Genomic DNA, 12,933 nt, shown 5'->3' with positions numbered 1-12,933 from the left:
ACTTTATTTGGACTCCACCACGGGCAACTCCAGCGCGCTGTTGTGGAACACTTTCAGCGTCGCCTTCTGGTAGTCGGATGGCTTGGCGTAGAAGATGTTCGGCACATAGGTTTGCGGATTGCGGTCGTACAGCGGGAACCAGCTCGATTGCACTTGCACCATAATGCGGTGGCCCGGCAGGAAGACGTGGTTGGCGTTCGGCAGTGCGAAGCGGTAGCGCTGTACTTCGTTGGCCGGAATCGGCGACGGCGTTTCAAGGCTGTTGCGGTAGCGGCCACGGAAGATGTCCATCGCAATCGGCAACTGGTAACCGCCCAGCTCCGGCTGCGACGGCACTTCGTCCGGATAGACGTCGATCAGCTTCACCACCCAGTCACCATCGGTGCCGGTGGTGGCGGCCTGCAGGTTAACCATGGTCTGGCCGGCGATTTGCACTTTGGCTTTCAACGGCTCGGTCATGTAGCTCAGCACGTCGGTGCGGTCGGAAACGGAGCGCTGGTCGCTTACCAGCCATGGCTTCCACACATTGCCATCGCCCATACGCACCGGACGCGGCACGAACGGCACCGGCTTGGCCGGGTCGGACACGTATTCGTCGTAGCCCTCTTGCGGTGCGTCGAAGCCGAGCTTGAAGCCGTTCTGCAGGTAGATCGGCTTGAGCTGCTGCGCCACCGGCCATTGCGGCAGCTTCTGCCAGCGGTTGATGCCGGTCTGGTAGAACAGCACTGGCGGCGTATCGGCGGCAGGCGCACCATCTTTCAGGTATTGGTCGAGGAAGGGCTGCATGACGTCGCGGCGAAATTCCAGTGCGGTGTCGCCGGTGAACTTGAACACGCCAAGGCTGGAGCCTTCGTAATTGACGCCGCTGTGGCGCCACGGGCCGACGACCAGGAAGTTCTTGTCGTTGGCGGTGTCCTTCGGTTCCAGCGCACCATAGACGGCGTAGGCGCCGTAGATGTCTTCCTGGTCCCAGTAGCCGACCACAGTCATGGTCGGCACTTTCAGCGCTTTTTTGGCGAGGATCTTGTCCAGCGCCTGATGCTGCCAATAGCTGTCATAGGCCGGATGCTCGAACAGTTTCTTGGTGAAGTTCAGCTGGTCGATGCCGAATTTGGCGGCATAGGCAGAGACTGAGCCGGCACGCAGCACGCCTTCGTAATCGTCGTAGACGCCGGTGGCCAATGGCTTGCCGCCGCTCTTGGCACCGGTCTGGCCGGCGATGTAGCCCAGGTTAGGCATGCGGAAGGCGCCGTTGTGGAACCAGTCGTCGCCACGCCAGCCGTCGACCATTGGACTCATCGGCACGGCGACTTTGAGCGCCGGGTGCGGGTCGGTCAGCGCCATCAGCACGGTGAAGCCTTCGTAGGACGAGCCTATCATGCCGACTTTGCCATTGGATTCGGGGACGTTCTTGACCAGCCAGTCGATGGTGTCCCAGGCGTCGGTGGCGTGGTCGGTGCGGGTGGCGTTAAGCGGGCCGATCAGCGGGCGAGTCATCACATAATCGCCTTCGGAGCCGTATTTGCCGCGCACGTCCTGAAACACGCGGATATAGCCTTCGCCGACCATGGTCTCATCGCCCTGCCCGACCGTGGCGGCGATGCTGGGGCTGATGTTGCGGCTGGCACGGCCGCTGGCGTTGTATGGGGTGCGGGTCAGGACAATCGGTGCGCGCTGGGCGTCTTTAGGAATGACGATCACCGTGTGCAGCTTGACGCCGTCGCGCATCGGGATCATGACATCGCGCTTGATGTAGTCGGCGTTGGGGATGACGGTATCGAATTTGGCGGGAATGTCCGGCGCCATCGCAGGCGTCTGCGCGAAGGCTGGGAAGGACAGGGCAAGCAAGGCGGCAACAACGGTACGACGCATATCGGCTCCACGGGAACGTTTCCGGTGGAGCAATATACCACTAATGCAAGAGTTTAAAGAGTACTGCCGTTACGCCCGATTGCACGACCATCAGACCGACCATCCACTGGATCATCTCGGATTTCAGTTGTGCCAGGCGCATGTCGAGGTAATCCTTTGTTACCAAGTGCGTATCAATCAGCTGAAACATGGCGTTCGCTAATGCCTTGGCCTGCTTCTCTGAAAATCCGCCTTCGACCAGTGCGTCCATAAAAGCCACCATATTGAAGTTATTAGTCATTTTATTCTCCTTTTTCGCTTAGATCGCGTCCCAGCCAAAACAGTTCCTGAACTTGACAGACCGCCACCAAACTGCAACCATACGGCCATGATTTTTTATGCCCCACTTCACACCTGCACGTATTGGCGCCGCTCCGAGCATGAGCGGCCACTGTCTACACTAGTGATGTGATATTTTTATCAACGCCGCCCTCGTCTGGTGGCGTTTTTACATCCGCGCATCGGGCTGGGGCAAACAATAGCAATCCCAAGGAACCCTGATGAGTCTGCCTGAACAGTCCAACACCGAAGCCGTCGCCGTCGCCGTCGCACCAAAAGGTCCGCAAATCATCCTGACCGGCGACCGTCCGACCGGCCCGCTGCACCTCGGCCACTACGTCGGCAGCCTGCGTAACCGCGTCGAATACCAGCACCAGTTCAAGCAGTTCATCATGCTGGCCGACTCGCAAGCCCTGACCGACAATATGGACGACACCAACAAGGTGCACCGCAACGTCGTGGAAGTGGCGCTGGACTACCTGGCCGTCGGCATCGACCCGGCCAAATCGACCATCCTGATCCAGTCGCAGATTCCGGAACTGGCCGAACTGACCTTCTATTACCTGAACATGGTCACCGTGGCCCGCCTTGAGCGCAACCCGACCGTGAAAACCGAAATCGCCCTGCGCGGCTTCGAACGCGACATTCCGGCCGGCTTCCTGACCTACCCTGCTTCGCAAGCTGCTGACATCTCGGCCTTCAAGGCCACGCTGGTGCCGGTTGGTGAAGACCAGATCCCGATGATCGAGCAGACCAACGAAATCGTGCGCCGCTTCAACCGCATCGTCGATAAAGAAATCCTGGTCGAGTGCAAAGCACTGGTGCCGGACATCGGCCGCCTGCCGGGCATCGACGGCAAAGCCAAGATGAGCAAATCGCTGGGCAACACCATCAACCTGGGCGCCAGCGCCGCTGAAATCACCGCTGCCGTGAAGAAGGTCTACACCGACCCGCTGCACCTGCGCGTGGAAGATCCTGGCCACCTGGAAGGCAACGTCGCCTTCATCTACCTGGACGCCTTCGATCCGGAAAAAGACAAGCTGGAAGAAATGAAAGCCCACTACGTGCGCGGCGGCCTGGGCGACTCCATCGTCAAGAAACGCCTGGAAGTCGTGCTGCAAGAGATGCTGGCGCCCATCCGCGCCCGTCGCGAGGAACTGGCGCAGGACAAGGGCTACATCATGCAGATGCTGAAAGAAGGCACCATGCAAGCGCGCGAAGTGGCCGCCAAAACTGCCGATGAAGTCAAGGCCGCGCTTGGCCTGAGCTACTTCTGAACCCTGCGCTGACTGCGTTGTGGCTGGCGTCGTTCTACGGCGTCGCCAGCGTCGCTTGTTTCCTCGCCTACGCGATCGACAAGTCAGCGGCGGTGCACCAGCGCCGCCGCATTTCGGAACGCAGCCTGCTGTTATTGGGCTTATTCTGCGGCTGGCCCGGCGGCTGGCTGGCGCAGCAAACGCTGCGCCATAAAACCGCCAAGACTTCTTTTCAAATTGCCTACTGGTGCAGCGCCGTGGCCAACGTGGCCGTAGTGTGGTGGCTCTGCACGCTCTTTTGAGGATAGCAACGATGTGGCATGGCGTGTTGTGTGGTTTGCTGGCGGGAGCCATGTGGGGCATGGTGTTTATCACGCCGGTGTTCCTCAGTGCGTTCACGCCGCTGGAAATGGCTTGCGGCCGCTACATCGCCTACGGCCTGATCGCCGCTGCGCTGATGGGCTCGCGCCTGCCGCCGCTGCTGCGCCGCCTGGATCGCAACGACATCATCGCCATGGTCAAGCATGCGCTGGCCGGTAACATCATCTACTACATGCTGCTTGCGCTGGGCGTCAAATTGGCCGGTGTGGCGGCTACCTCGCTGATCATCGGCGTGCTGCCGATTTCCGTCACACTGATGGGCCACAAGGACCACGGCTCCGTACCGCTCAAGCAATTGATGCTGCCGCTGCTGCTGGTGGCGGCCGGCATCGCCTGCATCAATGTGGACGTGTTCACGCACGATGTCGGCAACGGCATGCCGTTCAACGCCAAGCTGCTGGGCGTGCTGTGCGCGACCGGCGCGCTGGTTTGCTGGACCTGGTATTCGGTCGATAACGCGCGCTACCTGAAGCGCAATCCGCACTTTAGCAGCGGCGAGTGGTCGTCGCTGTATGGCATCTCCAGCGGCCTGATCGCGCTGGTGATTTCGCTGGCGGCGTTTGCCATCTTCCATAGTGATGTAACCGGCGCGGCAGCCGTTGCCAGCGGCCGCGACTGGGGCGTGTTCTGGATTGTGAATGCGCTGCTGGCACTGGGCGCATCGGTGATCGGCAACCACCTGTGGAATGTCGCCAGCCGCAAAGTGCCGCTGACCTTGTCCGGCCAGCTGATCCTGTTTGAAACGCTGTTCGCGCTGCTGTACGGCTTCATCTACAAACAGCAACTGCCACGCTCGCTGGAGATTGCCGCCGTGGTGCTGCTGATTGCTGGTGTGATGTGGTCGGTGCGCGTGCACGCGCTGGAAGATCCGACCGAAGCGCACGCCGATTGATTATTCGAGCAGGCCGTTCTCGCTGAGCACGTCCTGCACCAGCTCCAGCCGCAGCACGGGATTCTCCTGCAGCAGCAGGCGCTGCTTCTCTTCGATATCGAGACGCAGCAGCTCGCACCAGCGGTTCGCCACCCAGCCCGCCTCATCCAGCCGATACGGCGGCGCCAGCGACATATTGGCGGTGGAAATCTGCTTCTTCTGCAGCGAGCGGATCAGCGCGCCCAGCGCGTTGGCCACGTCCTGCTGTTCGGCTGGAATTGGCACCACCATATCTTCCGCCACCTCTTCCACATCAGCCATCCACAGGCCGTGCTTGAGCTGCTCGGCTGCCTTGACCTGGAAGCGTGTGGTGCCGATGCAGGAGATTTGCAGCAGGCCCGGCAGTGGTGCGCTCCAGTCGAGGATGCGCGCCATCGTGCCGCAGCCAGACAGGGTTTCGTGTTGATCGGGAACGCGTACTTCACTGCCGTCCAGCAGCGACACTACGCCAAATTCTTCCCCCTTGGCGATGCAGCGTTTTACCAGGTCGAGGTAGCGCACTTCAAACACCTGTAGCGGCAAATGGCCGTCAGGGAACAAGATCGTTTTCAGCGGAAAAAGAGGTATTGATGGCATTTCGCTATCATCGCACGAAATGCTCAGCACAGGCTCACGGACGAATGAAAATCGTTCCGTCTTTTATCACTAATTGCACTTTTCGCAAGACGGTAATGTCTTGCGTTGGATCGCCCTGAACGGCCACCACATCGGCCAGGAAGCCTTCTCGCAATTGGCCTAACGTGGGCTGGCCCAGCACTGCCGCGTTGACCACAGTGGCCGCGCGCAAGGCCTCCAGCGGCGTCATGCCCAGCTTGACCATCCACTCCAGTTCGCGCTCGTTATCGCCGTGCGCAAACACGCCGACATCGCTGCCGTTACCGATGGTGACGCCCAGCTTGCGCGCCAGCTGGAAGGCGCGCGCTGCGGCCTGCATGGACGGCGTTGGCGTGCCGCCGCGCTGATGCTTCTGGAAGTATTCGCTGGTGGCTTCCGGCGCGGTCAGGGTCGGGAAATAAGCGACGTGGCGTTCAGCCATCAATTTGAAGGTGGCCTCGCTGCCGCCGTAACCATGTTCGATGGTGTCGACGCCGGCCAGCGTGGCGCGGCGCATGCCCTCGTCCGTGCTGGCGTGGGCGGCAACCTTGCGGCCCGATTCATGTGCGGTTTGTACCAGCGCATCAAGCTCCGCTTGCGAGAAGGTGGCGTGGGAACTGCCATCAGCGCCGGTGCGGTAGTCGGCATAGACCTTGATCCAGTCGGCACCGCGCGCGCCCTGCTCGCGTACCGCTTTGACTACTTCATCGATGCCGCTGGCTTCCTGCGCACCTTTCGGTAAATCGACATCGGCGCGATAACTGCGCGGCGACGGACCATAACTACCGCTGGCCACAATGGCGCGGGTGGCGATAAATAATCGCGGCCCCGGTATCACACCGTCATTAATCGCTTTTTTAATTGCCACGTCAGCATACAAAGCGCCTTCGGTGCCCAGATCGCGCAAGGTGGTAAATCCGGCCCGTAAAGTCGCAGCAGCGTGGCGGCTAGCCAGCAAAGTGCGGTATTCGACGGATTCCTTTAAGACCTGGTCGTCCCACGAAGTTTCGTTATATGGATGTAGCAGCACATGGGAGTGCAAATCCATTAAACCGGGGATCAGAGTGGTGTCCGGCAGGCTGATACGCTCAGTGCCAGCGGGGATATTCATTTTATCGGCCGGGCCAACGGCAACAATCTTGCCGCCGCTGATAAGCAGCGACCAATTGGCATGCGGCTGGCCTTCGCCCGTCCACACACGCGCAGCGCTTAACAAAGTGTCAGCGGCCTGCGCGGCGGGCGAGAATATGCCGATTAAGACAGAGAATAAAACAGCAACACGAATGCGCTTCAATATAAACCCCGCTTACCCGGCATAGAACAGGAATTACTTAATCAAATAATCGTCTTTGTTCTTGCCTTCGAGCCATTTTGGCGCGCGGCCACGTCCGGTCCAGGTCTCGCCGGTGGCGTCATCACGGTACTTGGTTGGCACCGGAGCACGCGGTTTCGACGTTTTCACCTTGGCTACGCCGCCCAGATCCGCAACGGTCAAGCCGTATTCGCGCATGATCGCGAAAACTTTCTCTTTCGCCTGAGTAACTTCATTTTTACGGGCGGATTCGGCCAGATTTTCCAGTTCAGCGATCTTCGCTTTGTATTCCTGGTAAGTCGTCATCTTAATTCCTTCGTACGAGGGTTATTTAACAGCCGCAATTTACCATAACTTAGTAGCTGTACTCTAGCTATATCCCAATATAACCATAAAAATGAATATTTTCCACAACTCATTCGCACAAAGGCCGCCGCTGTATTCCATCCACCACCACTTTTCTGATTAAATTAGCCAAGCGACAAGTGGCGGGCCCAGCTAATTCGGGATTGGTCACCACCAGCGATAAAGACAGTTTGCGCCGCTGCCCCACGCGCAATGGCAAAGGCTTGAGCAATCCTTGCTCTAATTGATTTTGAATTTTGTGTTCGGCCAGCCAGCCAAAGCCGATTCCATTACAAATCATTTCCATCCGCGTATGCGGACTGGTGACGGTCCAGCGCTGGCTGCTATTTAACCACCAGCCATGATCGCGCGGATTCAGGGTGCCGGAATCGCGCACCACAATATGCAGGTTGCGGCTTAAATCGTCGGTTTCCAATTCCCGCCCCAGCGCGTGCAGCGGATGACATGGGTGGGCCACGGCGACGAATTCAATATCCATCAGCACATCGCCGAGAAAACCCTGGGGTATGCTGCTGACAATGGCCAGGTCGACGCGTTTTTCAATCAGCGCATCCTCGGAGCCTGACAAAATCGTTTCTTCCAGGTTGACCCGCGTGTGCTTGGCCCACGGCTCAAAATCGCGCAGCACCTGCACCAGCAGCTCGACCGGGAACAAGCTGTCGACCGCGATGCTGACTTGCGGCTCCCAGCCCTCGACCAGGCTGCCGGCCAGTTGCTCCAACTGGAAGGCATCACCCAGCAGCTCGCGCGCCTTGGCCAGCAGCGCCTCGCCGTTCTTGGTCAGCCTGGCGCGGCGGCCATCGATCTCCAGCAGCTCCACGCCCAGTTGCTCCTGCAGCTTGGCCACCATGTAGCTGACCGAGGACTGGCTGCGGTGCAGCGCCTCCGCCGCCTGCGCGTAGCCGCCGCATTCCACGATCGCTTGCAGCACCTGCCATTGTTCCAGCGTACTCCGGGGTATCTTCATTCACTTCGATTCCATGATAAACGTGCCGTCCCAATCGGCCGAGGGCGGATTGACCGCCATGTGACGGCAGCGCTCCACGTAGAGTTCCGCTACCTGGTCGCGCGGATTCAGCACCATCACCTCTTCGAACAGCTTGCAAGCGGCAGTCCAGCTGCGCTTGCGGTAACTCTGCAGGCCGTTGCGGAACAGGCCCATCGCTTCCTGCAAGGAGGGGTAGCTTTCTTCGGTGTGATAGTCGAGCACTTCGTAAATCGACACCGGCTTGGTCTTGCCCTTCACCACCACGATGTCGACCTCGCGTGTGCGGTAGGTGCCGCGCAGTGCCCGGTAGGTGAATTCGCTGATCAGGATGCGCGCGCCGTACTGCTTGCAGGCCGATTCCAGCCGCGCCGCCAGGTTCACGCCGTCGCCGATGATGGTGTAATCCATGCGTTTCTTGGAGCCGATATTCCCCGACACCACCTGGTCGGTATTCAGCCCGATGCCGATCTCCACCGGCGGCTTGCCCTCGCCCGCCCGCACCAGGTTCCAGATGCGCAGCTCGTTGACCATGGCGATGGCGGTGCGCACGGCGCGGTCCGGGTCGTCCTCGTGGCTGACCGGGATGCCGAACGCGGCCATGATGGCGTCGCCGATGAACTTGTCCAGCATGCCCTCTTCGCGCTGGATGCAGTCGACCATCAGCGTGAAGTACTCGTTGAGCATGGTCACCGTGCCCTGCGCGCCGAACTGCTCGGTGATGGTGGTGAAGCTGCGGATGTCCGAGAACAGCACGGTCGCCGGCACGTTTTTCCCGCCCAGCATTTCAGCGCCATTGGCCACCATCTGGTCGGCGATGCCGGGGTCCATGTAGCGTGACATAGTGGAGCGCAGGCGCTTTTCGCTGGAAATGTCCTCGATCATCAGCATCCAGCCGATGCGCTTTTTCTCCATCGACAGCAGCGGCTGCACGCTGAGGTTGACTGAGCGCGTTTCGTCGCCCAGCACCAGTTCCACATCCATCAGGTGCTCGGCTTCTTCGTTGACTTCCACCTGCCGCAGCCGGTCCATGATCCACGTGTTGGCGACGCCGAAAAACTCTGCCGCCTGCTGGCCGACAATGCCCATCCCCCTGGCACGCAGGATGCGCAGCCCGGCCTCATTACAGGTGACGATTTTCTCCTGGCTGTCCAGTGTCATCACGCCGTTGGACATGGACTCCAGCATGGCCTCGTTGTAGTTCTTGATTTGCTGAACGTCGGCAAACAGCTTGGCATTCTCCAGCGCGATTGAAATTTGCGCGGTGAAGGCGCGCAGCCGCGATTCATCTTCCGCACTGAACGGGCCGCCGCGCTTGTTCAGCACCTGGGTCACGCCGATGATCTTGCCGGCCTTGTTCACAATCGGCACGCACAGAATCGAGCGGGTGAAATAGCCAGTCTTCTTGTCGAATGCCGGATTGAAGCGCAAGTCGGCATACGCGTACGGGATGTTGATGGTCTTCCCGGACGTGAACACCGCGCCCGCAATACCGGCGTTGTTGGGCAGGCGGATTTGCAGCGACTCCAGGCCCTGCCCTACCTCCGACCACAGCTCGCTGGTCTTCTCGTCGTTGAGGAACAGCGTCGAGCGCTCGGCGTTGAGCAGGCGCGTGGCCTCGCCCATCACCTTTTGCAGCAGCGAGCCGAGCTTGATATCGGCCGTGACTTCGGACACCACGTCGATGAACTCCATCTCCTGGCGCCGGATCTTCTTCATGCTTTCGAGGAAGCGCGCGCTTTGCAGCGCCAGCGTGCCTTGCGTGGTGAGTGCCTCCAGCAATTGCAAATCGCTGCGGGTGAATTTGCCGCGCCGCTTGTTCAGCGTTTGCGACACGCCGATGATCTCGCCCTTCACGGTCTTGATCGGCACGCACAAAATGGTGCGGGTGACAAAGCCAGTCTGCTCGTCAATGGAGCGGTTGAAGCGCGCATCGGCGTAGGCATCGGCAATGATCACCGCCTCGCCGGTGGTGAACACGTGGCCGGCAATACCGGTGTGGTTGAGGAAGCGGATCTCGCGCTGGATATTGCCCTGCGCGACACGGGAAAACAATTCGCCGGTTTCGGCATCGTTGAGGAAGAGCGTGCCGCGTTCAGCATCCAGTTCTTCGGTGGTGACCTCGACCAGTGCGGTGAGGATTTCATCCAGCGTGTCATACGCCGCCATGCGGCGCGAGACTTCCAGCAGCAGCTCTACCTGGCGCAAGCGCTTGCGCTGGGCGTGGAGCGCGGGCTGGTCGCCGGCTGTCATGCTTTGGACTCCAGCACGGTGCGCAGCGCCCTGACGGTATCGTGCAAATGGCTGATTTCGGCGTGATGGGCGGCGGACGCCGATTGCAGCGCGTCGATGCGCTGCTGCTCGGATTTTTCCAGGCTGGTGCGCAGTGCGCCGATGGTGTCGCGCAGTTGCAGGATATCGCTTTGCGCAGCAGAGACCGCATCCTGCACTTGCCGCTGACGCTCCTGGTGCGCCAATTCCAGTTCCGAGCGCAACGCCGCGACCGTGCGCTGCAAATCGCGCACCTCGGCCAGTGCCAGGCGAAGGCTGGCTTCGTCGGGCTGGGGAATATCGGAGGCGTCCGGTTTTTTCACCAGAGCATCATACCACCCTCAGAAGCGGGTCTCTACCGTTACGCGCAGCTGGGTTTCACCCCCTGCCACAGTCATGCGGTTGAGCGAACCGTTGGCGTCGTTGTACAAGCTTTCGGTGGTGTAATCCTGGGCCAACAGATTGGACACCGCCACCCGCAGGTTGTTCTGGTGGTCGAGCTTCCACAGGGCATAGACGTCAAGATCGCGGCGCACCGAGGTGTAGCCGCCCTGCGTGCCACTCAGGCGCGCGAGGCCGCCGTTGCGGAAGCTGAAATTGCTGCCGGTACTCATCTGGCCGTCAGGCGTTTTGTAGTCGATGCCAAGGGTGGCGCTGAGCGGCACTTGCTGGTCGAGGCGGTTGTCCGGGCCCGGCACGGAGTCCACCCGCGACCAGTTGCGGCTGACGCTGGCGCGCAGGTCAAGGTTGGGCGCGTGGTCGACCAGCGCGCGCGCCGGCAGCTTGGCTTCCAGCTCGATGCCGCGGGTTTCAGCGCGGCCGTCGTTGATGGCGGTCGAGAACCAGCGCTGATCTTCGTAGAACAGGCCTTGGTGGGTGTAGTTGTCGATCCGGCGCATGGAGGCGCTGGCGCTCAGCAGGCCGCCGTCGCCCCAGTAATGCTCGATCGAGGCGTCCAACCCCAGCGCCAGTTCCGGCTTGAGGTTGGGATTGCCGCGACGGTCAGGCTCGGTCGGGCTGTTATTGGTCGAGGTGAATTTACGTGGGATCAGGGCGGCGGTGGATGGCGCTTTATAGGTGCGGGTCAGCGCCAGACGGACCTGGTCTTTTTTGTTGGGCAGCTTGATCAGCGTTTGCATCAGGGGGCTGAAGACGCTGGAACGGTTTTGCACGGCATCGATGCTGCCGCCGTCGGCGCGCGTGTCCAGGCCTTCCCAGCGCAGGCCGGTGTAGATCGACCAGCGCGGCGTGATGTTCCACTCGTCCTGGCCGTACAGCGCCAGCCGCGTAACCTTGGCCGTAAAACCTTCATCGCTGTTGATCGGCGAACTGCCCGGCAAGTCGGCATCGTGCTGAATGCGGGTATCGTCGCGCTGGGTGACACCGGCGTCCCAGCCCATCGCCAGTGCGTGCTCGGTGGCTTCCGGCTCGCCGTCGGCCGGCTTGCGGAAGACGTACGGCGTCGAGAACTTGCCCTGGGTGCTGAAGCCCTGTTCGGTCGTGGCCGAGGTTACGGTACGGAGCAAGGTGGCCGGCTGGCCGTTGCTGCCCGCCAGTTGCAGCGAATCGGCGCTGTTGTGGGCATCGCTGACGGCCATCTTCAGGTCCAGCTTGGCGCCGTCCGCCAGCTTGTGTACCCAGTTCAGGTCGGTGCGGCCGAAGACGTTGTGGTTGCTGTAGGTGTTGTCGGTGCGGTCGTAGTCCGGCGGCGCGCCAAACGCGGTCTCTGTGCGGCCGTGGCTGCTGCTGCCGAAACGGTTCCAGTTGAAGAAGGTTTGCGAGGTGACCGTGTCGCCGTTGTCCAACAACCAGTTGATGCGTGGCGAGAGGTTGAAACCGTCACCGTGGCCGCGGTCTTGCCAAGTCGAGGCGCGTGATAGGTTGGGCACGCCGTTGGCGTCCTCGCCGGTTTCCCAGGTCGGCGTTATACGGCCATAGCTGAAGTGCCAGGCGTTGGCGCCGAAAGAATACGAAGTGCTACCCTGCTTATCCGACATCTGCAAGCTGGCGCTTGGCGTGTTGGATTTCTCGCCCTTGGCGTAGCTCACCTTGAGTTCGCGCTGGGCCGGCTTCAGCGACTTCTTCAGCACAATATTGATGGTGCCGGCGATGGACTGAGTGCTGAATTCGGCGCTGGCAGCGCGCAGCACCTCGATGCGTTCGATCACATCCGGAGCCAGTGTATCGATGGAAAAGCCGGCTGGCGCGCGCTCGCCATTGATCAGAATCTGGGTGTAGCCGGCGCCAAGGCCGCGCATGCGGATCTCGCCTCCGCTGCGGCCCGCCGCTCCGCCGACGGTAATTCCCGGCAGGCGTTTCAGCACATCATTGACCGAGGTATCGCCATATTTCTGGATTTCCTCGCTGCTGACCACCGTCTTGCTAGCGGTATCATCGCGGCGCGCATCATATTTGGCAGCGGAGCTTTTGATCTCTACCTTCTGGATTTCTTCCTGCTTAGGCTGCTCCGGCTCGGCACCCGCCGCTCCGGCGGCAACAAAAACGGAAAGCACAGCGACAGGCATCACACGAATCGGCGTCATACGAATTTGGCAAGTTGTAGGATGAGTAAGTGCCGCCATTATGCCGCAACTCCGGGGTCAGGTCCCCCATTTCTACACGAGCTCATGCTGAAATGGAGGACCTG

At 60.6% G+C, this 12,933-nt stretch carries 12 protein-coding genes; 3 read left to right on the top strand and 9 right to left on the bottom strand.

Features of this window, described 5'->3' with window-relative positions; translation table 11 throughout:
- Positions 1-3 precede the first annotated feature (3 nt).
- Together GTP46_RS24770 and GTP46_RS24765 are read right to left on the bottom strand one after the other, a co-directional pair.
- Positions 4-1,872, bottom strand: a complete 1,869-nt coding sequence (locus GTP46_RS24770; RefSeq protein ID WP_161009297.1) for a CocE/NonD family hydrolase — start codon at positions 1,870-1,872, stop codon at positions 4-6.
- 40 nt (positions 1,873-1,912) lie between these two features.
- A complete protein-coding gene (locus GTP46_RS24765; protein WP_161009296.1) occupies positions 1,913-2,152 on the bottom strand; it encodes a hypothetical protein in 240 nt (79 codons plus the stop codon).
- A gap of 259 nt (positions 2,153-2,411) precedes the next feature.
- Between GTP46_RS24765 and trpS the strand changes: the two genes are divergently transcribed.
- Genes trpS through GTP46_RS24750 form a run of 3 tightly spaced genes read left to right on the top strand, consistent with a single transcriptional unit; the run spans position 2,412 to position 4,719 of the window.
- Positions 2,412-3,467 carry a tryptophan--tRNA ligase gene (trpS, locus tag GTP46_RS24760; protein WP_161009295.1) on the top strand — a complete coding sequence of 352 codons (1,056 nt, stop codon included), beginning with the start codon at positions 2,412-2,414 and terminating at the stop codon, positions 3,465-3,467.
- Positions 3,468-3,484: 17 nt separating this feature from the next.
- Positions 3,485-3,748, top strand: a complete 264-nt coding sequence (locus GTP46_RS24755; RefSeq protein WP_229259082.1) for a DUF1294 domain-containing protein — start codon at positions 3,485-3,487, stop codon at positions 3,746-3,748.
- Positions 3,749-3,759: 11 nt separating this feature from the next.
- A complete protein-coding gene (locus GTP46_RS24750; RefSeq protein WP_161009294.1) occupies positions 3,760-4,719 on the top strand; it encodes a DMT family transporter in 960 nt (319 codons plus the stop codon).
- Here GTP46_RS24750 and GTP46_RS24745 read toward each other — a convergent pair whose 3' ends face one another.
- From GTP46_RS24745 to GTP46_RS24715, 7 genes are all read right to left on the bottom strand, one after another.
- Positions 4,720-5,334: an LON peptidase substrate-binding domain-containing protein gene (locus GTP46_RS24745; protein ID WP_161009293.1), complete on the bottom strand. Its 615-nt coding sequence runs from the start codon at positions 5,332-5,334 to the stop codon at positions 4,720-4,722.
- A 34-nt stretch (positions 5,335-5,368) separates the two neighbouring features.
- Positions 5,369-6,550, bottom strand: coding sequence for a metal-dependent hydrolase family protein (locus tag GTP46_RS24740; RefSeq protein ID WP_371869750.1), 1,182 nt, complete (start codon positions 6,548-6,550; stop codon positions 5,369-5,371).
- Positions 6,551-6,679: 129 nt separating this feature from the next.
- On the bottom strand, positions 6,680-6,970 hold the full coding sequence (locus GTP46_RS24735; RefSeq protein WP_161009292.1) for an H-NS histone family protein: 291 nt from the start codon (positions 6,968-6,970) through the stop codon (positions 6,680-6,682).
- 109 nt (positions 6,971-7,079) lie between these two features.
- A complete protein-coding gene (locus tag GTP46_RS24730) occupies positions 7,080-7,997 on the bottom strand; it encodes a LysR family transcriptional regulator (RefSeq protein ID WP_161009291.1) in 918 nt (305 codons plus the stop codon).
- Positions 7,998-10,268 carry a GAF domain-containing protein gene (locus GTP46_RS24725; protein WP_161009290.1) on the bottom strand — a complete coding sequence of 757 codons (2,271 nt, stop codon included), beginning with the start codon at positions 10,266-10,268 and terminating at the stop codon, positions 7,998-8,000.
- On the bottom strand, positions 10,265-10,609 hold the full coding sequence (locus tag GTP46_RS24720) for a hypothetical protein (RefSeq protein WP_371869749.1): 345 nt from the start codon (positions 10,607-10,609) through the stop codon (positions 10,265-10,267). The genes GTP46_RS24725 and GTP46_RS24720 overlap by 4 nt, the downstream gene beginning before the upstream one ends.
- 18 nt (positions 10,610-10,627) lie before the next feature.
- Complete coding sequence (locus tag GTP46_RS24715; protein ID WP_161009289.1) at positions 10,628-12,829, bottom strand: TonB-dependent receptor plug domain-containing protein; 2,202 nt, start codon at positions 12,827-12,829, stop codon at positions 10,628-10,630.
- Positions 12,830-12,933: the final 104 nt, after the last annotated feature.

Source organism: Duganella flavida (assembly GCF_009857445.1).
Taxonomy (GTDB): Bacteria; Pseudomonadota; Gammaproteobacteria; order Burkholderiales; family Burkholderiaceae_D; genus Rugamonas; species Rugamonas flavida.
The sequence above is the reverse complement of the archived record's forward strand: the minus strand, read 5'-3'. Positions and strand labels throughout refer to the sequence as shown.